This window comes from Nocardioides sp. GCM10027114, from assembly GCF_042659625.1.
In the GTDB taxonomy this organism is placed as follows: domain Bacteria; phylum Actinomycetota; class Actinomycetes; order Propionibacteriales; family Nocardioidaceae; genus Nocardioides.
Genome location: NZ_JBHSSS010000026.1, coordinates 462,922 through 486,658, shown reverse-complemented (window position 1 = coordinate 486,658; position 23,737 = coordinate 462,922). Strand labels below are relative to the sequence as shown.

Sequence of the window (23,737 nt, the reverse complement as noted above, 5' to 3'; positions counted from 1 at the left end):
GGCGGCGACCGACCGGGCGCGCGCCGCGGCCGCCGCGCTGGACCGGGCGACGGCGCTGCTGACCGGCGCCGACCGCGCGCCCGACCGCGCGCCCGACCGCGAGGCCACCCTCGTGCTGCGCGACCTCGCGCTGCAGCGCGCCGCGCTGACCGGCGCCGACCGCACGGCCGCCGACGCGCTGCTGGCCCGGCCCACCGCGGCCGAGGGCGGCGCACACCTCGGGGCCCCGGCCGCCCGCACCTGGGCGCCGCCGCTCTGCGGGCCGAACGTCTGCGTCCACTACGCCCTCGACACCGACGACGCCCCCGACCTCACCGACGGACCGGACGAGGGCACCACGCCCGACTACGTCGACGCCGTCCTCGCCACCCTCGAGCAGGTGCACGCGACGTACGTCGCCGCCGGCTACCGGCCGCCCAAGTCCGACGGCACCAACGGCGGCGACCCCCGCACCGACATCTACCTCGCCGACGTCGGGGCGCTCGGCCTCTACGGCTTCTGCACCAGCGACCAGCAGCCGATCGGGCCGCCGTGGGACGTGTGGGCCTACTGCCTGCTCGACAACGACTACGCGCCCGACGAGTTCCCGACGAACACCCCGCTGGAGAACATGCAGGTCACCGCGGCCCACGAGTACTTCCACGCCGTGCAGTTCGCCTACGACATCGGCGAGGACACCTGGTTCATGGAGGGCACCGCGACCTGGGCCGAGGACGAGCTGTTCGACGACGTCGACGACAGCGCGTTCTACCTTCGCTACGGCCAGCTCGGCGACCCCGGCCCGGGCCCGTCGTACGCCGGGCCGGCGACCTCGCTCGACGCCGGGCGCGGGCTGAACGTCTACGGCAACTGGGTCTTCTTCCGCTACCTGACCGAACGCTTCCCGGCGGAGGCCGGCGGCCTGCCGACGCTGGTCCGGTCGATGTGGCGCAACGCAGACGCGGCGCCCGGCGCGAAGGACCGCTACTCCCTGCAGGCGGTCCGCCGGGCGCTCGCGGGCGCCGGCGCCGACCTCGGCACCGTGTACGCCGACTTCGCCGACGCCAACCGCCGGCCCGGCAGGGTCTACGAGGAGGGCGGCAGCCACCCCTACCCGCGGCCCCCGCTCGCACGCCGGGCCACGCTGACCAGGAACCAGCGCGTCGCCGAGCGCCGGGTCGACCTCGACCACCTCACCAGCGCCACAGTCCGGTTCCGCCCCGGCTCCGGCCTGGCGGCCCGCGGCTGGCGGCTGCGCCTGGTCCTCGACCTGCCCCACCGCGGCCGCGGCTCGCACGCCGTGGTGACGTCGTACGACCGCGACGGGGACGTCACGACCCGCCGGGTGAAGCTCGACCGCACGGGCGCGGGCGCGGTGTCGGTGCCCTTCGGCAGCCGCCGGGTCCGGCACGTCGAGGTCACGCTCGTCAACGCCAGCACCCGGACGACCCGGTGCTGGTCCGACGAGAGGCTCACCTACTCCTGCGGCGGCGTGCCCCGCGACGACGGGCTGCGCGCCCGGGTCCGCGGCACGGCGCGGCAGTAACGAGACGTTTCCTGCCGCGACCGGGCCCTGAGTGAGAATGACCGGGCACGCGGGGGGCCACGGGCAGAACCCCCTATTTCAGGTATCCCCCGCACATCCGGTCGCCGAGCCGGTGGCAGGGCCCTTGAATCGGGAGGACTGCCGCCGTCTCGAGGAGCCGTCATGCGCACCAGACCCTTCGTCGCAGCAGCCGCTGCGCTCGCGCTCGCGACCACGCTGGGCCTGACGGCCGCCAACGCGGGGGCATCCCCGGCCGGTCGCTCCGCACCGGACCGCGTCGAGCTCGACCGGTCCCGCGCCGAGGCCGCACGGACCCTGGCCGCGGCCGAGCACCTCGCCGGCGGCGAGCACGCACCCGAGGACCCCGCGGAGGCGCACGCCCACGGCCGCGAGGCCACGCTGGTGCTCCGCGACCTGATGCTGCAGCGGCAGGCGCTCAGCGGCGCGGAGCGGCGCCGGGCCGACGCGATGCTGTCGAGGCCGACCGCGCCGGGAGGCGACGGCGTGTTCTCGGAGTACACCGTGGCCGAGGAGACCCCGCTGTGCGGCCCGAACGTGTGCGTCCACTACGTCGCGAGCACCGCCGACGCCCCGGACCTCACCGACGGTCCCGACGCCGGCACCACGCCCGACTACGTCGACGCGGTCCTCGCCACCATGGAGCAGGTGCACGCGGCGTACGTCGCGGCCGGCTACCGCGAGCCACTGGCCGACGGCGTCCTGGGCGGTGACGCGAAGACGGACATCTACCTCGCCGACATCGGCAACCAGGGCGTCTACGGCTACTGCACCAGCGACCAGACGCCGATCGGCCCGCCGTGGGCGGTCTGGGCGTTCTGCGTCCTCGACGACGACTACGCCGCCGGCCAGTTCCCGTTCAACACGCCGCTGGAGAACATGCAGGTCACCGCGGCCCACGAGTACTTCCACGCCGTGCAGTTCGCCTACGACGTCGGCGAGGACACCTGGCTGATGGAGGGCACCGCCACCTGGGCCGAGGACGAGCTGTTCGACGGCGTCAACGACAGCGTCTTCTACCTGCCGTTCGGCCAGCTCGGGAACCCGGCGACCGGCCCGGACTACGCCGGACCGCTGGCCCCGCTCGACGGGGCGTTCGGGCTCAACGTCTACGGCAACTGGGTCTTCTTCCGCTACCTCACCGAGCGGTTCCCGGCCGAGTCAGGCGGCATGCCGGTGCTGATGCGCAAGATCTGGGAGCGGGCCGACGACGCGCCGGGAGGCCCGGCCGACTACTCGCTGCAGGCGGTCAAGAAGGCCGTCCAGGCCGTCGGCCCCGACTTCGGCAAGGTGTACGCCGGCTTCGCCGACGCCAACCGCCGCCCGGCCAAGACGTACGACGAGGGCCGCGCCCAGGGCTACCCGACGCCGCCGCTGGCGGGCAAGGCGACGCTGACGAAGAACCGTCGCGGCGCGGTCGGCCAGATCGACCTGTGGCACCTCACCGCCGGCACCATGCAGGTCAAGCCCGGCCGCGGGATCCGCGGCAAGGCGTGGAAGCTGCTCGTGGTCGTCGACATGGCGGCCCGCAAGCGCGGCTCGCACGCGGTCGTCACCGTGCTCTACAAGAGCGGCAAGGCGAAGACCTTCCACGTGCGGCTCAACAAGAAGGGGAACGGGAAGAAGGCGGTGCCGTTCAACGGCCGCAAGGTGAGGAACGTGCAGGCCACGCTCGTCAACGCCAGCACGCGGATCGGCCAGTGCTGGACCGACGGCAGCTTCACCTACTCCTGCGCCGGTGTGCCGAAGGACGACAACCTGACGCAGAAGATCCGGTTCACCGCGAAGCGGTAGCCCGCAGGTCCCGGCCCGGCCCCGCCCTGCCCAGGGGGCCGGCGGGGCCGGGCCGGGTCAGGGGAGCCCCGGGGACGGCTCAGGGGCGGCACCCGATGCCCGTGACGTGACGCCACGGCGACCCTCGAGCGGTGACCCTGCTCGACACCCCCCGGACCCCGCTGCCACCACCCCGTCCGCGTCTGGCGGGCGGCCTGCGGGAGCTCGCCCTCGTGGCGCTGCTGTACGTCGGCTACAGCGCCAGCCGTCTCGTCGCGGACGACGCGCCCGGTCCCGCGGTCGCCCGCGCGATGGACCTCGTCGCGGTCGAGCAGGTCCTGGGGATCGCCTGGGAGGGCCCGCTCACGGCGCTGTTCGTCGACGTGGGCCTGCTGGGGCTGCTCGCGTCGTTCCAGTACGCGACCGCCCACTACGTCGTCACGGCCGGGGTGCTCCTGTGGCTGCACCGCCGCGGCCCTGCGGCGTACCTGCCGGCGCGCCGGGCGCTCGTCCTCGCGACGGTGGCGGGCCTCGTCGTCTACCTGCTCGTCCCCATGGCGCCGCCGCGCCTGACGCCGGGCTGGTCGGTCGACGTGCTGCAGCTCCACGCGTCGGCCGGGTGGTGGGGCGCGGAGGCCTCCGCGCCGCGCGGTCTGGGCGGTCTCACCAACCAGCTCGCGGCGTTCCCGTCGCTGCACGCCGGCTGGGCGCTGTGGGTGGCGCTGGCGGTCCGCGCCACGACCACGAGCCGGGTCGCGCGCTCGCTCGGCTGGGCCCACGCGGCGGTCACGGCCGTCGTGGTGGTCGGCACCGGCAACCACTGGGTCCTCGACGTCGTCGCCGGCTGGCTCGTGGTCCTGCTCGGGTACGCCGTCGCCGGGTGGCGCGCGGGTGACCTCGGGGTGAACTCTCCGCCCGGGGTGCCGCGTGGCCGTCACGCGGGCGGACGAGCCTCGTTGCCCCGACCGTGACCACTCCGCTGCACACCCGTCGTACCGTCCTCGCCGGCACCGGAGCCGCCGTCGGCGCCACCAGCCTCGGCGTGCTCGGCGCCGTCCCCGCCGACGCCCGTCGCGGCGGCAAGGCGGCCGCCGGCGACCGGGACGTATTCGCCCACGGCGTCGCGTCCGGCGACCCCGAGCCCACCGGCGTCGTGCTGTGGACGCGAGTCACCCCCACGCCCGAGGCCACCCCCGGCTCCGGCCGCGGCCCCCGCGTGACGGTCCGCTGGGAGGTGGCCCGCGACGCGGACTTCCGCGACGTCGTCCGGTCCGGCAGCTTCCAGACCAGCCCCGGCCGCGACCACACGGTCAAGGTCGACGCGCAGGGCCTCGCCCCGGACTCCTGGTACTTCTTCCGGTTCCACCTGCGCGACGCCACCAGCCGGGTCGGCCGCACCCGGACCGCCCCCGCCGCCGGCGCCACCCCCGACAACCTGCGGGTCGGCGTGGTCTCCTGCTCCCACTTCGAGGCCGGCCACTTCGCGGCGTACGGCCACCTCGCCCGCCGCGACGACCTCGACGCGGTGCTCCACCTCGGCGACTACCTCTACGAGTACGCCGCCAACGAGAAGGCGGTCCGGCAGCACTTCCCGGACCGGGAGATCGTCGCGCTCGCCGACTACCGGCAGCGGCACGCGCAGTACAAGACCGACCCGCACCTGCAGGACCTGCACGCCCGGCTGCCGTTCGTGACGATCTGGGACGACCACGAGGTCACCAACGACAGCTACGAGGACGGCGCCGAGAACCACCAGCCCGACACCGAGGGCGACTACCTGCGCCGCCGGGCCCGCGCCCACCGCGCGTACGACGAGTGGATGCCGGTGCGCCTCGACGGCACCGCCCGGCTCGGCGACGGCACCCGGCTGTTCCGGCGGGTCCGCTGGGGCACCCTGGCCGAGCTCACCATGCTCGACCTGCGCACCTACCGGGACAGGATGGTCGAGACGGCCGCACCGTTCCCGCTGCCGCAGCTGCAGACCGAGGCCGACGACGAGGACCGCACCATCACCGGCGACGAGCAGATGGCGTGGCTCAAGGAGTCGCTGGCGAGCTCCGCGTCGCAGTGGAAGCTGGTCGGCAACTCGGTGATGATCGCGCCGCTGTCGACGGCGCAGCTCCCCGAGGAGACGGTGACGGTCATCCACCAGGTCACGGGCGAGAGCCCGCGCGACGGGGTGCCGATCAACGTCGACCAGTGGGACGGCTACACCGCCGACCGGCGCGAGCTGTTCGACCACATCGCGTCGACCGGGATCACCGACACGGTCTTCCTCACCGGGGACATCCACTCCGGCTGGGCGTGCGACCTGCCGCTGGACACCGGCGCCTACCCGATCGGCGGCACCGCCGGCGTCGAGTTCGTCTGCACCTCGGTGACGTCCTCGAACATCGACGACATCACCGGCGCCCCGCCGCGCACCGCCACCCGCGCCATCGAGGCGACGCTGATGGCCAACAACCGGCACATCAAGCACATCAACTTCGACGACCACGGCTACTCCGTGCTCGACGTGACGCCGGAGCGGGCGCAGATGGACTGGTTCGTGCTGGCCGACAAGACCGACCCCGACAGCGCGGCCGCCTGGGAGACGTCGTGGGCGACGGCGACAGGCTCCGGGAGCGTGGCCCGCGCGGACGGGCCCGTGGGGTGAGGCGGTTCCCGCGATGGCGCCCGGTCAAACGCGGAACAGATCACGGGTGAACGGACGGAGGTCACACCGTCGAGGCCTTCACCATCGCCGGCCTCGCTCGTTCAATCTTCCCGTGAACACTCCGCCGCTGCCCCCCGTCAGCCGTCGGACCGTGCTGGCCACCGGCGCCACCGGCGCCGGCCTCGCCGGCCTGTCCGGCGCCTCGCTCGCCTCGCCGGCCCTCGCGGCCAAGTCGTCCCCCTCCAGGGCGGTCTTCGCCCACGGCGTCGCCTCCGGTGACCCGCTGCCCGACGCCGTGGTCCTCTGGACCCGGGTCACCCCGACCCCCGAGAGCACGCCGGGCTCGGGGGTCGGCCCGCGCGTCTCCGTGAAGTGGGAGGTCGCCACCGACTCGGCGTTCAGGAAGATCGTCCGGAAGGGCACCTTCGAGACCGGGCCCGACCGCGACCACACCGTCAAGGTCGACGTCACCGGGCTCGCCCCGGCCCGGTGGTACTGGTACCGGTTCCGCTACGACACCGTGACCAGCCGCGTCGGCCGGACCCGCACCGCACCCGCCGCCGACGCCCTCCCGTCGAACCTGCGGTTCGGGGTCGTGTCGTGCGCCAACTGGCAGGCCGGCTGGTTCTCGGCGTACCGCGGCCTGGCGCAGCGCACCGACCTGCACGCCGTGCTCCACCTGGGTGACTACCTCTACGAGTACGCGCCCGGCGAGTACGGCTACGGCCAGTCCAACGTCGACATCCGACCGCACGACCCGCCACGCGAGATGGTCACGCTCGAGGACTACCGGCGGCGCCACGCGCAGTACAAGACCGACCCCGACCTGCAGGACGCGCACGCCCTGTGCCCGTGGATCGTCACGTGGGACGACCACGAGGTGACCAACGATGCGTGGGCCGAGGGCGCCGAGAACCACCAGCCCCAGACCGAGGGCGACTACCTCGTCCGCCGGGCCCGCTCGCACCGCGCGTACGACGAGTGGATGCCGGCCCGGATGAACGGCACCGCCGCCCTCGACGACGGCTCCCGCCTCTTCCGCCGGCTGAGGTTCGGCCGGCTCGCGGAGCTGAGCATGCTCGACCTGCGCACCTACCGCAGCCAGCAGGTCCACTCGCCGACCGCGTCCGTCGACCCCGCCGTCAGCGACCCGTCGCGGACCATCACCGGCGACCAGCAGATGGTCTGGCTCAAGGACTCGCTGCAGCCCGGCCGCGCCCAGTGGAAGCTGGTCGGCAACCCGGTGATGGTCGCGCCGGTGAACTTCGGCGACCTGCCGGACGAGCTCGTCAACCCGGTCGCCGACGTCACCGGGCTGCTGCCGCGCAACGGGGCGCCGTACAACGTGGACCAGTGGGACGGCTACACCGCCGACCGGACCGAGGTCTTCGAGCACATCCGCGACAACGGCGTCCGCGACGCGCTCTTCATCACCGGCGACATCCACTCCGGCTGGGCGTGCGAGCTGCCGTACGACGCGTCGACGTACACCGGCGTCAACCCGGCCGAGGACTCGGCGGGCGTGGAGTTCGTGTGCAGCTCGGTGACCTCGAACAACCTCAAGGACATCACCGGCACCCCGCCCCGCACGACCAGCGTCGCCGTCGAGGAGGGGATCAAGGCGAACAACCGCCACGTCCGGTACCTCGACTTCGACAGCCACGGCTTCTCGGTGCTGGACCTGACGCCGGAGCGGGCGCAGATGGACTGGTTCGTCATCGGCGACCGGGCCGACAAGAACACGCCGATCACCTGGAGCACGTCCTTCCGGACCCGGTCGGGCACGAACAAGGTGGAGAAGGCCGACTCGGAGGTGCGTGGCTGATGTGTGAGACCAGGTCCGACGCGTTCACGCGTCCCGCGACGAGCCGGCGTACGTTCCTGACCGTCGGCGCGGCCGGCACCGGCGCCGTCGTGCTGTCGAGCCTGCCGGGCGCGGCGCAGGCCGCGAAGGCACGGGGACGCAGCCCGAAGCGCGCCTACGTGCTCGTCGTCGACGGCTGCCGGCCCGACGAGATCAGCGACGTGCTCACGCCCAACCTGGCCGCGCTGCGGGCCGGCGGGCGGAACTACCCGACGGCGTCGTCGGTGCCGATCATGGAGACGATCCCGAACCACGTGATGATGATGGCCGGGGTCTTCCCCGACCGGACGGGCGTGCCGGCGAACTCCTTCTACGACCCGGCGCTCGGCGCGGTCCGCACGATGGACCGACCGTCGGACGTGAAGGTGCAGACCGTCATCGAGCGGCTCAACGGCGCCGGCCTCACCACCGGCACCGTGCTCAGCAAGGAGTACCTGTACGGCGTCTTCGGCGACCGGGCCACGCACCGCTGGGAGCCGGCGCCGGTCATCCCGGTGTCGGGGCACGCGCCCGACGCGGCCACGATGGACGCGACGCTGGCGATGATCGACCAGCATGACCCCAACCTGGTCTTCGTCAACCTCGGCGACATCGACCGGTTCGGCCACTCCGACCTCACCGGCCCCTACGACCTGAAGGCGGCCCGTCGGCTCGCGCTCACCGACACCGACCAGCAGGTGAAGCGGTTCGTCGACCACCTCAAGGCGACCGGGCGGTGGAAGAACTCGATCGTCGTCGTGCTGGCCGACCACTCGATGGACTGGTCGGTGCCGGGCAACCTGATCACCCTGCAGGACGACATGGACGCCGACCCGATGCTGGCCGGCAAGGTCGCCATCGCCGACCAGGGCGGCGCCGACCTGCTCTACTGGCTCGGCGCCGACGCCGAGCGGGACGCCGCGATCGCCCGGATGCGGCAGATCGCGCTGGCCTCGCCGGGCGTGCTGTCGGCGCAGCCGCGGACCTCGCTGCCGCTCGGCCCCGAGGCCGGCGACGTGGTCGTCTACTGCAAGGCAGGCTGGCGGTTCAGCGAGCCGGATCCGTTCGGCAACCCGATCCCCGGCAACCACGGCCACCCCGCGACGCTGCCGATCCCGTTCTTCATCGGTGGCGGCTCCTCGGCGGTCCGCAAGGGCACCTCGTCGTCGGCGCAGGCGCTCACCCTCGACGTCGCGCCCACGCTGTCGGCGTACTTCGGGGTCGGCGGGCCGTCCGGCGGGTACGACGGCGCCAGCCGCCTCTGATCTCGGGTGACCGGGATCGTGCCCGTCCCGGGCGGGCACGAACCCACCGCCGGTGGTTGAGGCGCGAGGCGCGCCAGCGGTGCCCGTCCCGGGCGGGCACGAACCCACCGCCGGTGGTTGAGGTGCGAGGCGCGCCAGCGCCGAGCCTCGAAACCCCCGCACCGGTGCAGGGCGGCGACCACCGGTAGCCGAGGCCCGCGATCAGCCGGCGGCGATCCGGGCCAGCGCCTTGCGGACGACGGCCGGGTCGTGGGTGGTCCACATCGGCGGCAGGCTGGCCTTGAGGAAGCCGGCGTAGCGGGCGGTCGCGAGCCGCGGGTCGAGCACGGCCACGACGCCCTTGTCGGTGGTGGTGCGGATCAGCCGGCCCGCGCCCTGGGCGAGCAGCAGCGCCGCGTGGGTGGCGGCGACGGTCATGAAGCCGTTGCCGCCGGCCTTCTCGACGGCCCGCTGCCGCGCCGACATGAGCGGGTCGTCGGGCCGCGGGAACGGGATCCGGTCGATGATCACCAGCTGGCAGGTGTCGCCCGGGACGTCGAGGCCCTGCCACAGGCTGAGGGTGCCGAAGAGGTTGGTGTGGGGGTCCTCGACGAACTGCTTGGCCAGCTCGGGCAGCTGGGCATCGCCCTGCGCGAGGGTGGTCAGGTGGGGCAACCGCTCGCGGACCACCTCGGCCGCGGCCTCCGCCGCGCGGCGTGACGAGAACAGCCCGAGCGTGCGGCCCTCGGCTGCGTCGACCAGCTCGACGATCTCGTCGAGCTGCTTCGGGCCCAGGCCGTCGCGGCCGGGCTGCGGCAGGTGGCGGGCGACGTAGAGGATCCCCTGGCGGCCGTAGTCGAACGGCGAGCCGACGTCGATGCCGCGCCACGGCAGCGCGCCGCCCTCGGCTGCGTCGCCCATGTTGCCCTCGTCGACCGGGCCGGGCTCGACGACCCGCTCCGACGGCTTGAGGCCCACGCTGGTCGCGATCGAGGAGAAGTCGCCGCCCAGCATCAGCGTGGCGCTGGTGAAGACGACGGTCTTGTCGGTGAGCAGCTTGTCGCGCATCGTGCCCCACACCTGGAGCGGCGCGACGCACAGCCGCGGCGGGAACCGGTCGCCCCCCTCGGTCAGCCAGAGCACGTCGGACTCGAGGTCGGCGGCCATCCGCTCGGCGTTGGCGAAGACCTCCTGCACCGAGCCCTTCGCCTGGGTGAGCCCGGCGTCGCCGCCCTCGGCGTCGTCGCCCTTCGGGTACGCCGAGAGGCAGGCGCGGGCCGCGTCGCGGACCAGCACCAGCGCGTCGCCGAGCTGGTCGGGCATGGTGTCGAACCGGCCCGGCGACGCGGCGGCGATCGCGTCGGCCAGCGCGTCGGCGGCGTCGGCGAGGTCGTCGGCCTCGGAGCCGTCGACGTGGCGCTGCGAGCGGCGGGCGGCGCGCTCCACGTCGCTGACGCCGAGCTCGTCGGTGGCGGCCTGGGTGACCCGGGCGACGAGCTCGTGGGCCTCGTCGATCACCACGGCGTCGTACTCCGGGATCATCGGCACGCCCTCGATGGCGTCGATGGCGAGGAGCGAGTGGTTGGTGACGATCAGGTGGCTGCGGTGGGCCTTCTCGCGGGCGAGCTCGACGAAGCACTCCTGGCCGAAGGGGCACTTCGAGGCGCCGAGGCAGTCGCGGTGGCCGACGGAGACCTGCCGCCACTCGCGGTCGGTGTGGCGCGGGGCGTTGTCACGCTCGCCGCTGCCGCCGGCCCCGGCCTCCTCCTCGGCCCAGGCGCGCAGCTCGAGCACCTTCTCGGCCATGGAGCCCTGCGGCACGTCGACGAGCACGCCCTGGTCGTCGGGCACGCCCTCGCGGATCCGGTGGAGGCAGGCGTAGTTGGAGCGGCCCTTGAGCACGGCGTAGCTGGCGTCGAGCCGGTCGCCGACGGCCTCCACGAGCCGCGGGATGTCGCGCTCGACGAGCTGGTGCTGCAGCGCGAGGGTGGCTGTGGCGACGACGACGCGCTTGCCGTGGAGCAGGCTGGGCACGAGGTAGCCGAGCGACTTGCCGGTGCCGGTGCCGGCCTGGACGAGGAGGTGCTTCCCCTCCTCCATCGCGTCGGCGACGGCGCGGGCCATGGCGACCTGGCCGGGTCGCTCCTGACCCCCGAGCGCGGTCACGGCAGCGCCGAGCACCTCCTCGACGGACGTCTCCCGGGCGGTGGTCTGCGGCACCCGCAAACTCTAGACCCGCCCGCCGACACCCGGGCCGGTGGTCGGGCGGCACCGGTGGTCGGGCGGCACCGGTGGTCGGGCGGCACCGGTGGTCGGGCGGCACCGGTGGTTGAGGTGCGAGGCCGATCACGGCCGAGCCTCGAAACCCCTGCACAGACGCAGGGCACCGACCATTGACAGGCCCTGCGCCTCTCACCGGGTTTCGAGGCTCAGGCGCTGCGCGCCTTCGCACCTCAACCACCGACTCGGGTCAGCCGTGGATCGCGTCATCGACCAGGTCGCCGAAGGTGCGGTGCCCCTCCGGGGTGAGGTGGAGGCCGTCGGAGAGGTAGTCGAGTGTCCAGCCGGAGGTGGCGACGTACTCGACGCCGTGCTCGGCGCTGAGGTCGGCGAGCAGCCGGTCGACGCGGGGTACGCCGGCGAGGCGGGCGGGTGCCGACGGCGGTCCGACCACCACGACCCGGTGGCCGTCCAGCGCCGTCATCAGCCGGTCGAACCCGGCCCGGATCGCCCTGGACGGCTGGTCGTGGTCGTTGAGGCCGCCCTCGACGACCACGACCAGCGCTGGGCCCACCTCCGAGCCGTCGCCGGCGGCCCGCACCGCGGCTGCGGCCCGGGCGGCGAAGGACACCGCCGGGCCGCAGCCGCTGGCGAGGGCGCTGAAGCCGGACCCGGAGAACCCCGCCACGTGGACCGTGCCGTCCAGCTGCACGGGCCACGAGGCGGTCGGGTCGTCCAGGCCCAGCCCGGCCGCGTAGGAGTCGCCGATGACGACCACCCGCGAGCCGGAGCCCGTCACCGCCTGCGCCCGGAGGACGGAGGCGGCCTCGAACCGCTCGCACCGGGAGGAGTCCGCACCGCCGGCCCGTGCGGCGACGTGCACCGCGAGCACCGCCGCCACGAGGACGACGAACGACACGGCCACGACGCGGTGGCCGCGGCCGTCGCGGGACTCGTCACGAGCCGCGCTGCGAAGCCTCCCCCCGTCGTTCACCCGGAGATCCTGCGTGACGATCACGCCGATGCGAAGGCGGTTGACCGTTTCGAGAACGCACCGTTACCGGGTGGTGACGGAATCACCCGAACGAAGGAGCCCCGAACGGCCGATCAGCCGCTAGGTTCCCCGGTGATCCACCTCACCTTGAACCAATGATTGGGAGTCACGCGTGTCCCTCGACCGACGAACCCTTCTGAAGACCTCCGCGGCCGCCACGGTCGCCGCGGGCGGGCCTTTCGCGGGTCTGGCAGCGATGCCGGCCCAGGCCCAGCCCCCGCAGCCCTTCGACCTCGTCCCCATCCCGGACGAGCGCGACGGCAAGGTCCGGCTCCACCTGCCGGAGGGGTTCCAGTACCGCTCCTTCCACGACACCGAGGAGCCGGTCACCCTCGACGACTCCACGATGCTGCCGGGCCGCCACGACGGCATGGGCTCCTTCCGCGGACCCAAGGGCCACTACCTGCTGGTCCGCAACCACGAGGTCAACAACCCGATGCCGGCCTTCGGCCCGGGCGACCCGTACGACGAGATGGCAGGTGGCGGCACGACCACCATCCGCGTCAACCGCAAGGGCGAGGCGAAGCGCGCCTTCACCAGCCTCAACGGCACGATGATGAACTGCTCCGGCGGCGAGATGCCGTGGGGCGCCTGGATGACCTGCGAGGAGACCGTCAACGGTCCCGACGTCGGCCCCGACTTCACCGGCAAGTCCAACAAGGACCTCAAGAAGCCGCACGGCTACGTGTTCGAGGTGCCCGTCAGCCACGACGCCGCCGAGGGCCAGTCCGACCGCAAGCCGCTGACCCACGCCGGCCGGTTCGCCCACGAGGCGGTCTCGTTCGACCCGAAGAACGGCCACCTCTACCTCACCGAGGACAACTACGGCTTCGCGTCCGGCTTCTACCGCTACATCCCGCCGGTACACCCGATGAAGGCGGGCCGCCTCAAGGACGGCGGCCGGCTGCAGATGCTGAAGATCAAGGGCGTCGACAACGCGCACATGGAGGCGCAGAAGGTCAACGGAGCGACGTTCAACGTCGTCTGGGTCGACATCGACGAGCCCGACTTCCAGTACGACTACGAGCCCGGCACGGACGCCCCGACCCCGAACAACACGGCGCTGACCCACGTCAGCAGCCAGGGCTGGGCGAAGGGCGCGGCGTTGTTCTCGCGCCTCGAGGGTCAGGTGTACGACCGCGGCACGGTCTTCTTCACCTCCACCCAGGGCGGTGGCGCGGCCGAGCCCGACACCACCGCCAGCACGGGCGGCGGCTACGGCCAGGGCTCCGGCCAGGTCTGGGCCTACAACATCAAGAACGAGACCCTGCGCTGCGTCTACCAGTCCCCCGGTCCGCTCGCGCTCGACATGCCCGACAACGTGACCACCTCCAAGCGCGGCACCCTCGTCGTCTGCGAGGACAGCTCGGGTGACAACTACCTGCGGGGCCTGACCCGTCGCGGCAAGATCTGGGACATCGCCCTGAACCGGCTCGAGAGCAACACCGGTACGCCGCGGTACGGCGACGAGTTCGCCGGCTCGACGTTCAGCCCGGACGGCCGGATGCTGTTCGTCAACATCCAGAGCAGCAAGGGCATGACCTTCGCGATCTGGGGCCCGTGGGGCCGCATCGGCTGCTGACGCCCTGAAATGACGCTGCCCCGCCCGAAACTTTCGGGCGGGGCAGCGTTCAGTTTCGGGCGGGTCGGCGTCAGACGGCGTACGGCTCGAGCTCGCCGGCCAGGTCCGCGTTGGCGCGGCCGTGGACGAGCGTGCCGTCGCCGGTGTGCTCCATCGAGGCGATCTCGCCGTGCTGGTGGAGCCGGTTGATCAGGTCGCCCCGCTCGTAGGGCACCAGCGCCTTGAACTCGACGCCGGGCCGCGGCAGCTCGCCCTCGATGACCTGGAGCGCGGCCTTGATGCCCTCGCCGGTCTTCGCGCTGACGACGACCGAGTGGGGCTCGCGCTGCTGCAGCCGGGCCAGCACCATCGGGTCGGCCGCGTCGGCCTTGTTGATGACGACCAGCTCCGGCACGTCGCCGGCGCCGATCTCGGCGAACACCTCCCGCACCGCGGAGATCTGCCCCTCCGGGTCGGGGTGGGAGCCGTCGACGACGTGGAGCACCAGGTCGGCGTCGGCGACCTCCTCCAGCGTCGAGCGGAACGCCTCGACGAGCTGGTGGGGCAGGTGGCGGACGAACCCGACGGTGTCGCTCATCGTGTAGACGCGGCCGTCGGCGGTGGTGGTGCGCCGGGTGGTGGGGTCGAGGGTCGCGAACAGCGCGTCCTCGACGAGCACCCCGGCGTTGGTGAGCCGGTTGAGCAGCGACGACTTGCCGGCGTTCGTGTAGCCCGCGATCGCGACGCTGGGGATGTGGTGGCGCCGCCGCTCCTGCCGCTTGGTGTCGCGGGTGCCGCGCATCTCCTTGAGCTCGCGGCGCAGCTTGGCGATCTTGGTGTTGATCCGGCGCCGGTCGGTCTCGATCTTCGTCTCACCGGGACCGCGGCCACCGATGCCGGCGCCGCCGGCGACCCGGCCGCCGACCTGGCGGGACAGGTTGCCGCCCCAGCCGCGGAGCCGCTGCTTGAGGTAGTTCAGCTGCGCCAGCTCGACCTGCGCCTGGCCCTCCTTGGACTTCGCGTGCTGGGCGAAGATGTCGAGGATCAGCGCGGTGCGGTCGACGACCTTGACCTTGAGGCGGTCCTCGAGGTTCCTCAGCTGCGAGGGGGCGAGCTCGCCGTCGCAGATGACGGTGTCGGCGCCGGTGGCCTGCACGATCTCGCGGAGGCCGTCGACCTTGCCGCGACCGATGTACGTCGCGGGGTCGGGCTTCTGCCGCCGCTGGTAGATCGCGTCGAGCACCTCCGAGCCGGCGGTCTCGGCGAGCAGCGCGAGCTCGGCCATGGAGTTCTCGGCGTCGTCGACGGTGCCTTCGGTCCACACGCCGACCAGGACGACCCGCTCGAGGCGGAGCTGGCGGTACTCGACCTCGGTGATGTCCTCGAGGTCGGTGCGGAGCCCGGCCACCCGGCGCAGCTCGTGGCGCTCGGCCAGGTCGAGGTCACCGGTGGTGAGCTCCTCGGGGTCGGGCTCGTCGGCCCAGGAAGGACGGCGTGCCTCGTCGGCGTACCCGCTCTCGAAGTCGGTGTCCCCGTCGGTGTCCTCGTCGGCCTCGAGGTCGGGGGCCGGCTCGTAGCCGTCGTCCCCGGTTTCCTCGAAGTCCTCGTCCTCCCAGGCGCGGGTGGCGGCCAGCTCGGCCTCGAGGGAGAAGTCGCGTGCGTTCGTCATATGCCTCTCAGGGTAGGTCCGCGGCACCGCAGAGTGCGAGCCGATAAGGCTTCAACACCCGCGCGGCGCCGCGGATTCCCTCCCACACGCTCCCGGGGCACGCTCCCCGGGACACGCCCCGGGGTGCGGCTCAGGTCTCGACCGCCTCCTTCACGCGGGCCAGCATCGCGTCGAGGTCCTCGTCGCCGTTCCAGCTGAAGCGGTCGGCCATCTCGCCGAGCCACGTCGCCGGGCCTGCCCAGCCGAAGGCCAGCGAGTACGTCGTGCCGGTGTCGTCCGGTGCGAACGTGTGGGTCCACACCCCGCCGAGGTTGGCGTGGTCGACGATGCGCTCGTTCGGGACGAACTCCTCGCGGGTGAACACCCACTCCATGTGGAAGAGCAGGAACATCCGGCCCATCATCCGGAAGGTCGAGCCCAGACCGTCGGGGGTGAGGTGGACCTCCGCCAGCGCCGAGTGGCGCCGCATGTCCTCACCGAAGCCCATGAGGAAGTTCTCGGGGACCTTGACGTAGTCGAAGACCTTGTCCACCGGAGCGTCGATGTGGACGCTCCTCCTGTGCAGCTCCTTGGTCATCTCGGGACCCCCTTTCGAGTCACCTCCAGCATCTGACCGTGGGCGCTCACCCGGCAGAGCACCACTGCCCACGCGGCCGGGACCGTGGTCGGGGGCGCCGCGGGCGAAGGGCCCGCCGCGGGCCCAGAGAGGGGCGCGGAAACCCCGGCGCCGACCGGCCGCGCCCGGCAGTAGGTTGGCCCGGTGACCTCCCCCACGCTCCCCGACCGCGCCCGCGTCGTGATCGTCGGCGGCGGCGTCATCGGCTGCTCGATCGCCTACCACCTGGCCCACGAGGGCTGGACCGACGTCGTTGTCCTCGAGCGCGACCGGATCACCTCCGGCACCACCTGGCACGCCGCCGGGCTGATGACCTGCTTCGGCTCCTTCTCGGAGACCTCGACGAAGATCCGGCTCTACTCGCGCGAGCTGTACGCACGGCTCGAGGAGGAGACCGGCCAGTCGACCGGCTTCAAGCCCGTCGGGCTGATCGAGGCGGCTGCCGACGAGGACCGGCTCGAGGAGTACCGCCGGGTCGCCGCCTTCCAGCGCCACCTCGGCCTCGAGGTCGAGGAGATCTCGCCGCGCGAGATGGCCGACCTGTTCCCGTGGGCCCGGACCGACGACCTGCTCGCCGGCTTCCACGTGCCCGGCGACGGCCGGGTCAACCCGGTCGACGTCACGACCGCGCTCGCCAAGGGCGCCCGGAAGCTCGGCGTGCGCATCCTCGAGGGCGTCACCGTCGAGGACGTGCTCGTCGACGGCGGCCTCGTGAAGGGCGTGGAGGTCTCGACGGGCTCGACCGGAGGCTCGGGCGAGCGCCACCGCATCGAGGCGGAGTACGTCGTCAACTGCGCCGGCATGTGGGCCCGCGAGCTCGGCGCCCGCAACGGCTTGGTGATCCCCAACCAGGCGGCCGAGCACTACTACCTGATCACCGACACGATCGAGGGCATGGACCCGAACGCGCCGGTGTTCGAGGACCCCGCCTCCTACGGCTACTACCGCGAGGAGGGCGGCGGCATGATGGTCGGCCTCTTCGAACCCGAGGCCGCGCCGTGGAAGGTCGAGGGCATCCCGCGCGACTTCTCCTTCGGCACGATCCCGCCCGACTGGGACCGGATGGCGCCGTTCCTGGAGAAGGCGATGGCGCGGGTCCCGGTCACGCTCGAGGTCGGCGTCCGCACCTTCTTCTGCGGCCCCGAGTCCTTCACCCCCGACCTGTCCCCCGCGGTCGGCCAGGCGCCCGGCATCCGCAACTACTTCGTCGCCGCCGGCATGAACTCCGTCGGCATCCTCTCCGCCGGCGGCCTCGGCCGGGTGCTGGCGCACTGGATCACCACCGGCCGGCCGGACGTGGACGTCACCGGCTTCAACGTCGACCGGTTCCGGCCGTGGCAGGCCGACGACGACTACCGGGCGGCCCGCACCACCGAGATCCTCGGCACCGTCTACGCCGCCCACACTCCCGGCAAGCAGCTGCGCAGCGCCCGCGACCGGCTGCTGTCCCCGGTCCACGACCGGCTGGTCGCCCACGGCGGCCTGCTGCGCGAGGTGTCCGGCTGGGAGGGCGCCGACTGGTTCGCCGGCGCCGGCGAGACGGCGTACGCCGAGCCGACCTGGGGGCGGGCGCCCTGGTTCGCCCACTGGGAGGCCGAGCACCGCGCCGTCCGCGAGGGCGTCGGGCTGATGGACATGAGCTTCATGGCCAAGTTCGCGGTCGACGGTCCCGACGCCGGGGCGGTGCTCGACCGGGTCTCCGCCGGCGCCGTCGACGGCGAGCCCGGGATGATCACCTACACCCAGTGGCTCGACGAGGACGGCCGGATCGAGGCCGACCTCACCGTCACCAAGCACGAGGACAACGACTTCCTCGTCGTCGCCTCCGACACCGCGCACGGCCACGCGCAGGCCTGGCTCGAGCGGCAGATCGCCGCCACCGGCGCGGACGCGTTCGTCACCGACGTCACGGACAAGTACGGCCAGCTCAACCTGCAGGGCCCGCGCTCGCGCGACGTGCTCGCCAAGGTCACCGGCGCCGACCTGTCGACCGACGCCTTCGGCTTCCGCGCCGCCCGCTGGATCGAGGTCGCCGGCGTCGACGTGCTCTGCGTCCGCATCACCTACCTCGGCGAGCTCGGCTACGAGCTCTACGTCCCGGCCGGCCACACCGTCGGGGTGTACGACGCGCTGCTCGCGGCCGGCGAGCCCGAGGGCATCCGGCCGGTCGGCCTCAAGGCGCTGTCGTCGCTGCGGATGGAGAAGGCCTACCGCGACTTCGGCCACGACATCGACAACACCGACTGCCCGCTCGAGGTCGGCCTCGGGTTCGCCCTCGCGCTCGACAAGCCCGGCGGCTTCGTCGGCCGCGACGCGGTACTGGCCCGCAAGGAGGCCAACCAGGCCGCCGGCGGGATGGCGCAGCGGCTGGTGCAGCTGCGGGTGCTCGACGCCGAGCCGCTGCTGTACCACGCGGAGATCGTCTACCGCGACGGCGTCGATGTCGGCTACGTCCGCGCGGCGTCGTACGGCTGGACGCTCGGCGGCGCGGTCGGGCTCGCCTTCGTCTCCGGCGGCGGCGAGCCGGTGACGCCCGACTGGCTGCGCTCCGGCACGTGGGAGGTCGACGTCGCCGGCACCCGCCACCCGGTCGAGGTGTCGCTGCGGCCGATGTACGACCCGGCCTCCGAGCGCATCAAGGTCTAGGGCGCGTGGGCCGCCTGGTGACCGTCTCGACGGACGGCCGGGAGCTGGCCGACCTGCTCGACGGGCTGGTCGGCGAGCCGGTCGGCGGGGACCCGGCCGGCCCGGCCGACCGGGTGCTGCTCGGCATCAGCGGCGCCCCCGGCTCGGGCAAGTCGACGCTCGCGGCCGCGCTCGCGGCGCTGCGGCCCGAGGCGGCGGTGGTGCCGCTGGACGGCTTCCACCTCGCCGACGTCGAGCTCGCGCGACGCGGGCTGCTCGACCGCAAGGGCGCGCCGGAGTCCTTCGACGGCCACGGGTACGCCGCCTTGCTGACCCGGCTGCGGGAGCGGCCGGACCACGTGGTGATGGCGCCCGGGTTCGAGCGGGACCTCGAGCAGCCGCTGGCCGGGGCGCTGCCGGTGCCGCCGTCGGCCGGCCTGGTCGTCACCGAGGGCAACTACCTGCTGCTCGACGCCGACCCGTGGCCGCAGGCGCGGGCCCGGCTCGACGCGGTCTGGCACGTCGTCGTCGACGACGCGTTGCGGCGTACCCGGCTGGTGGCCCGGCACGAGGCGTTCGGCAAGCCGCCAGCCGCCGCCCGGGCCTGGGTCGACCGGGTGGACGAGCCGAATGCGCGGCTGGTCGAGGCCGCCCGCGACCGGGCCGACCTCGTGCTCGACCTGACGGGGTGGCGCCCGGTCGGGGGCTAGCCCGATCCGATCGGGCTATGGCGGCACACCGGGCCGTCTGGCCACACTGGTCACAGCAGCCTTCCCGGCTGTACGCCGGAGACGGGTGGTCGGCGCATGGACCAGCAGGACACGGGAGCCCCTCCCCCGGCTGACGACGCTCCGGGGGGCCAGCAGCGGGGTCGACCGAAGGGTCGACCGGGGGCCCGGCCGCTGGGCGAGCGCTGGTGGGAGCGGGTCCTGCTCGCTGCCGTCCTGACCGCCGCCGGCGCCTTCTTCGCCTCGCGCGCCACCCCCGACGACCCCGGCGGCGGGCCGATCGACGGGCCCGGCATCGCGGCGCTGCAGCTGGCCGGCTCCGCGGAGGCAGCGCGCTCGTGGGTCGGCTACTACGGCAGCGAAGCGCTGCAGGCGGCGGTGCTGTGGGACCTCGGCCTGGTCTTCTGCTGGACCGTCCTGCTGACGCTGCTGGCGCTGTGGACCGGCCGGGAGTACCGCACCGTCACCGCCCGCCGCGCCGCCCCCGGCCTCGCCGGTCTGACCGTGGGCGGCGGCGTCCTCGACGTCGTCGAGAACCTGCTGCTCGTCGACGCCGTCGAGGGCAGCGACCCGTGGGCCTGGCCGGCCATCGCGATCGCGGCCTGGGCGAAGTGGCTGATCGTCGTCGTGGTGGTCGCCTACGTCGCCGGCGGGCTGCTGTCGCTGCTGCTGCGGCGCGACGTCCGCGAGGTGCTGCGCTGCGCCGACCGTGCGGACGGCTCAGGCGACCCCACCGCACCCCCGCCGTCGCGCACCACCGGCGAGGAGCGGTTCGGGCTGGCGTTCTCCGGCGGCGGGGTGCGGGCCGCGTCGATCGCGCTCGGCGCGCTGCAGGCGCTGGAGCGGTACGACGACCTCGGCTGGGGCCGCGCCGGCCACGTCACGTCGGTCTCCGGCGGCTCCTACATGGCGGGCGCCTGGAGCCTGGCGCGCGGCGTACCCCGCCCGCTCGCGCCCAACGCGCCGTCACCCTGGGCGAGCGCCGGCCTGCAGCCGGGTCCCGAGGAGCGGCACCTGCGCGGCAACCTCGGCTACCTGCTCACCCGCACGCCCCGCGGCGCCGGGCAGGACGCCCTCGCCGCCGCGGAGACCGACTCGCCCCGGCGGGCCCGCCGGCTGCCGTCGGTGGTCGCCACCGTGCTCACCGGGCTGCTCCTCAACGTGCTCGTCTTCCTCGGGGCGCTGTGGGTGGTCGCGCAGCTCACCGGCTGGTTCTACCGCTGGTACTTCGGCATCGGCTGCCCCACCTGGCGGCTCGACCGCAGCCTCGACGTCGCGCTCGACCAGCCCTGCGTCACCGAGCCGAGCCGGGTCGTCTGGCCGATCCTGGGCTGGCTGATCCTCGGCCTCGGCGCGCTGCTGGTGTGGGTGCTCGCGAGCAAGGTCGTGGAGATCCTCGGCCGCTCGGAGCCGCCCACCTGGCTGCTCGGCCCGAAGTTCCTCGGCTACGGCGGCCTCGTCGTCGCCGGCGTGCTGGCGGTGCTGCTGGGGCTGGTGCCGTTCCTGGTCTCGCTGCTGTGGCGGCCGGTCGACGCGCAGGGTGTGCTCACCGACGTCGTCGCCGCGCTCGGCGCGCTCGGCTCCGCCGCCGCCGTGCTCCGGCTGCTGCGCCGGCCGCTGGCCCGGGTGGCGCCGCTGCTGGCCGGCCTGCTGTTCGCGCTGCTGCTGCTCTTCCTGCTCTGCCGCTGGGCGCTGTCGGCGATGGTGACCGCGCCCGACGACCGGCCGGTGGGCGCGGTCGTGGTGGTCGCCGTCGTGCTGCTCGCGCTCCACCTCGGCGGCACCGCGGAGTTCTGGTCGCTCTCGGCGTACTACCGCGGCCGGCTGCGGTCGGCGTTCGCGACGTACCGCGTCGTCGGCGGTGTCGGTGAGGCCGGCGTGCACGCCCGGGCGTACGTCGACAACGACCTCGCGCCCGACGACGAACGGGTGGAGCCCAGCCTGTCCGCGCTCGAAGTCCGTGGGCCCGCGCCCGCCGGCCGGGACGAGGGCATCGGCACGCCCCTGACGATCTGCGCGGCCGCCACCGTCACCGGCCGGCAGGTCCGCACCCACTACGGCATCCCCGCACTCAGCGTCACCTTCACGCCGCGGCAGGTGCAGATGTTCGCGCCGGTCGAGGAGGACGGGCTGTGGCAGCGCTACGCCTGCACGACCGAGGACCTCGACCTGCTGCGGCCGCGGCTGCGCCCGCGGCTGACGACGATGATGGCGGTGGGCCTCTCCGGCGCCGCGGTCTCGCCGGCGATGGGGCGGTTCCGGATCGGCCCGGTCAGCATGGTGCTGGCGTTCCTGAACGTCCGGCTCGGCGCCTGGCTGCCCAACCCGCGGTACGCCGCCACGATCGCCGCCCAGGAGCGGGCTCGCGCCGACGCGGGCCGGCCGCCGCGACCGCTGCCGCGGCCCGGGCTGGGCTACCTGTTCAAGGAGTTCCTCGGCTGGTTCGACCCCAGCGACCTGTTCGTCTACGTCAGCGACGGCGGCCACTGGGAGAACACCGCGCTCGTCGAGCTGCTGCGCACCGCGCACCACCGCGAGGTCGTCTGCGTCGACGCCGACGCCGGCCCGGGCAACCTGGCCACGTCGGTGTCGAAGGCGATCGACCTCGCCCAGCTCGAGTGCGCCGCGCAGGTGGTGCTCAACCTCGACGTGCTGCGCGCCGACCGCGACCCCTCGCCCGGCCGCGACTACTCGCCGCGCTCGGTGAACCTCGGCCTGGTCCGCCGCTTCGACGGCGACCCGACCGAGTGGACGGGCAGCCGGGAGGACATCGAGGCGTCGGCCGAGCGGATCGGGCTGCTCTGGTACACCAAGCCCGCCCTCACCGAGGACATGCCGCCGCAGCTGCTCGCCTACCGCGAGGTCGACCCGACCTTCCCGCGGGTCAGCACGGTCAACCAGTTCTTCCACGCCGCCCAGTTCGCCGCCTACCGCGACCTCGGCCGCTTCAACGCCCGCAAGGTGGTCGCCGCCCGCCGCACCCTGGCGGCGGCCGTCGCCGACCACCCGACGTACGACGGCTTCCGGGCCGCCGTCACCGAGCAGCCCGACAGCGCCATCGCCGAGATCGCCGGGCTGGTCTCGATGCTCACCGGCCAGGGCCCCGCCGAGGAGCCGCCCGCCGGCTGGGTGCTCAGCGAGCTGGTCAGCCTCGTCGAGCAGCTCGCCGCCGACCGGGTCGCGGCCGACCGGCCGGCGTACCGGCAGCGGGTCTACGACCAGGTCCGCGCCACGCTCGCCGAGCATCCGCCCGCCGAGGACCGCCCGGTGACGCCCTGAGAATGCACGCGGGACGTCATACGAAACGGTCGCTATTGCGACCGGACCGTATGACGTCCCGCGCGGGCGTCAGCGGGAGATCAGCTCACTTGGGAGGCATCCGGATGCCGCCGTCGACGCGCACCGTCTCGCCGTTCATGTAGGAGTTGGTGACGCACTCGACGACCATCGAGGCGAGCTCCTCGGGCTGGCCGAGCCGCTTCGGGAAGAGCACGTTGGCGCCGAGCCGGGCCTTGAACTCCTCGGCCGCCTCGCCCTCGCCGTAGATCGGGGTGTCGATGAGGCCGGGGGCGACGGTGTTGACGCGCACCGCGATGGCGGCGAGGTCGCGTGCGACCGGCAACGTCATGCCGACGATGCCGCCCTTGGAGGAGGAGTACGCCGCCTGGCCGATCTGGCCGTCGAACGCCGCCACGCTCGCCATGTTGACGATCGCGCCGCGCTCGCCGGACTCGAGCGGCTCGAGGTTGCCCATCGCGGTGCCGGCGATCCGGATCGCGTCGAAGGTGCCGATCAGGTTGATCGCGATGACCTTCTTGTAGAGGTCGAGGTCGTGGGCCGACTCGACGGTGCCGTCGCGGCCGACGGTGCGGGCGGCGGGGCCGATGCCGGCGGAGTTGACCAGGACGCGCAGCGGGCCGAGCTCGCCGGCCTTCTCGACGGCGGCCTTGATCTGCTCGGTGTCGGTGACGTCGACGTGGACGAAGACGCCGCCGATCTCCTTGGCGAGCGCCTCGCCCTTGTCGGCCTGCACGTCGGCGACGACGACCTTGGCGCCGCGGGCGGCCAGCGCGCGGGCGACGGCGGCGCCGATGCCCGAGGCGGCGCCGGTGACGATGGCGGAGGATCCGGTGATGTCCATGAGGCGAGATCCTAGGCCGGTCGTGTGGCTGGGGCCGTCGCGGGTGACGCCCTCAGCCACACGA

The 23,737-nt window shown here is 73.5% G+C and carries 15 protein-coding genes; 10 read left to right on the top strand and 5 right to left on the bottom strand.

Annotation, left to right across the window (positions count from 1 at the left end; genetic code table 11):
• The 6 genes from ACFP2E_RS16775 to ACFP2E_RS16750 form a co-directional block, all read left to right on the top strand.
• On the top strand, positions 1–1,525 hold a 1,525-nt coding region (locus tag ACFP2E_RS16775), incomplete at its 5' end, for an MXAN_6640 family putative metalloprotease (protein WP_378539354.1).
• A 162-nt stretch (positions 1,526–1,687) separates the two neighbouring features.
• Positions 1,688–3,337, top strand: coding sequence for an MXAN_6640 family putative metalloprotease (locus ACFP2E_RS16770; protein WP_378523948.1), 1,650 nt, complete (start codon positions 1,688–1,690; stop codon positions 3,335–3,337).
• A 131-nt stretch (positions 3,338–3,468) separates the two neighbouring features.
• Positions 3,469–4,287: a phosphatase PAP2 family protein gene (locus ACFP2E_RS16765; protein ID WP_378523947.1), complete on the top strand. Its 819-nt coding sequence runs from the start codon at positions 3,469–3,471 to the stop codon at positions 4,285–4,287.
• A complete protein-coding gene (locus ACFP2E_RS16760) occupies positions 4,284–5,972 on the top strand; it encodes an alkaline phosphatase D family protein (protein ID WP_378523946.1) in 1,689 nt (562 codons plus the stop codon). Before ACFP2E_RS16765 ends, ACFP2E_RS16760 begins: the two co-directional genes overlap by 4 nt.
• 112 nt (positions 5,973–6,084) lie before the next feature.
• Complete coding sequence (locus ACFP2E_RS16755; RefSeq protein ID WP_378523945.1) at positions 6,085–7,797, top strand: alkaline phosphatase D family protein; 1,713 nt, start codon at positions 6,085–6,087, stop codon at positions 7,795–7,797.
• The gene (locus ACFP2E_RS16750; RefSeq protein WP_378523944.1) at positions 7,797–9,080 is read left to right on the top strand and encodes an alkaline phosphatase family protein; all 1,284 of its coding nucleotides are present in this window, start codon (positions 7,797–7,799) and stop codon (positions 9,078–9,080) included. The genes ACFP2E_RS16755 and ACFP2E_RS16750 overlap by 1 nt, the downstream gene beginning before the upstream one ends.
• 201 nt (positions 9,081–9,281) lie before the next feature.
• Here the strand turns inward: ACFP2E_RS16750 and ACFP2E_RS16745 are convergent, their stop codons facing one another.
• Together ACFP2E_RS16745 and ACFP2E_RS16740 are read right to left on the bottom strand one after the other, a co-directional pair.
• Entirely contained in the window at positions 9,282–11,279 is a 1,998-nt protein-coding gene (locus tag ACFP2E_RS16745) for an ATP-dependent DNA helicase (RefSeq protein WP_378523943.1), read from the bottom strand.
• Between the two features lie 250 nt (positions 11,280–11,529).
• The gene (locus ACFP2E_RS16740) at positions 11,530–12,273 is read right to left on the bottom strand and encodes an SGNH/GDSL hydrolase family protein (protein ID WP_378523942.1); all 744 of its coding nucleotides are present in this window, start codon (positions 12,271–12,273) and stop codon (positions 11,530–11,532) included.
• A 172-nt stretch (positions 12,274–12,445) separates the two neighbouring features.
• Here ACFP2E_RS16740 and ACFP2E_RS16735 point away from each other — a divergent pair, with 172 nt between their 5' ends.
• The gene (locus ACFP2E_RS16735; RefSeq protein WP_378523941.1) at positions 12,446–13,915 is read left to right on the top strand and encodes a PhoX family protein; all 1,470 of its coding nucleotides are present in this window, start codon (positions 12,446–12,448) and stop codon (positions 13,913–13,915) included.
• A 70-nt stretch (positions 13,916–13,985) separates the two neighbouring features.
• Here ACFP2E_RS16735 and hflX read toward each other — a convergent pair whose 3' ends face one another.
• The gene (gene hflX, locus ACFP2E_RS16730; protein WP_378523940.1) at positions 13,986–15,563 is read right to left on the bottom strand and encodes a GTPase HflX; all 1,578 of its coding nucleotides are present in this window, start codon (positions 15,561–15,563) and stop codon (positions 13,986–13,988) included.
• 130 nt (positions 15,564–15,693) lie between these two features.
• Complete coding sequence (locus ACFP2E_RS16725) at positions 15,694–16,140, bottom strand: SRPBCC family protein (protein ID WP_378523939.1); 447 nt, start codon at positions 16,138–16,140, stop codon at positions 15,694–15,696.
• Between the two features lie 183 nt (positions 16,141–16,323).
• Here ACFP2E_RS16725 and ACFP2E_RS16720 point away from each other — a divergent pair, with 183 nt between their 5' ends.
• From ACFP2E_RS16720 to ACFP2E_RS16710, 3 genes are all read left to right on the top strand, one after another.
• Positions 16,324–18,825, top strand: coding sequence for an FAD-dependent oxidoreductase (locus ACFP2E_RS16720; protein ID WP_378523938.1), 2,502 nt, complete (start codon positions 16,324–16,326; stop codon positions 18,823–18,825).
• 17 nt (positions 18,826–18,842) lie between these two features.
• Positions 18,843–19,514 carry a nucleoside/nucleotide kinase family protein gene (locus ACFP2E_RS16715; RefSeq protein WP_378523937.1) on the top strand — a complete coding sequence of 224 codons (672 nt, stop codon included), beginning with the start codon at positions 18,843–18,845 and terminating at the stop codon, positions 19,512–19,514.
• 96 nt (positions 19,515–19,610) lie between these two features.
• A complete protein-coding gene (locus ACFP2E_RS16710; protein WP_378523936.1) occupies positions 19,611–22,811 on the top strand; it encodes a hypothetical protein in 3,201 nt (1,066 codons plus the stop codon).
• A gap of 85 nt (positions 22,812–22,896) precedes the next feature.
• Here ACFP2E_RS16710 and ACFP2E_RS16705 read toward each other — a convergent pair whose 3' ends face one another.
• A complete protein-coding gene (locus tag ACFP2E_RS16705; protein WP_378523935.1) occupies positions 22,897–23,673 on the bottom strand; it encodes an SDR family NAD(P)-dependent oxidoreductase in 777 nt (258 codons plus the stop codon).
• Positions 23,674–23,737 lie beyond the last annotated feature (64 nt).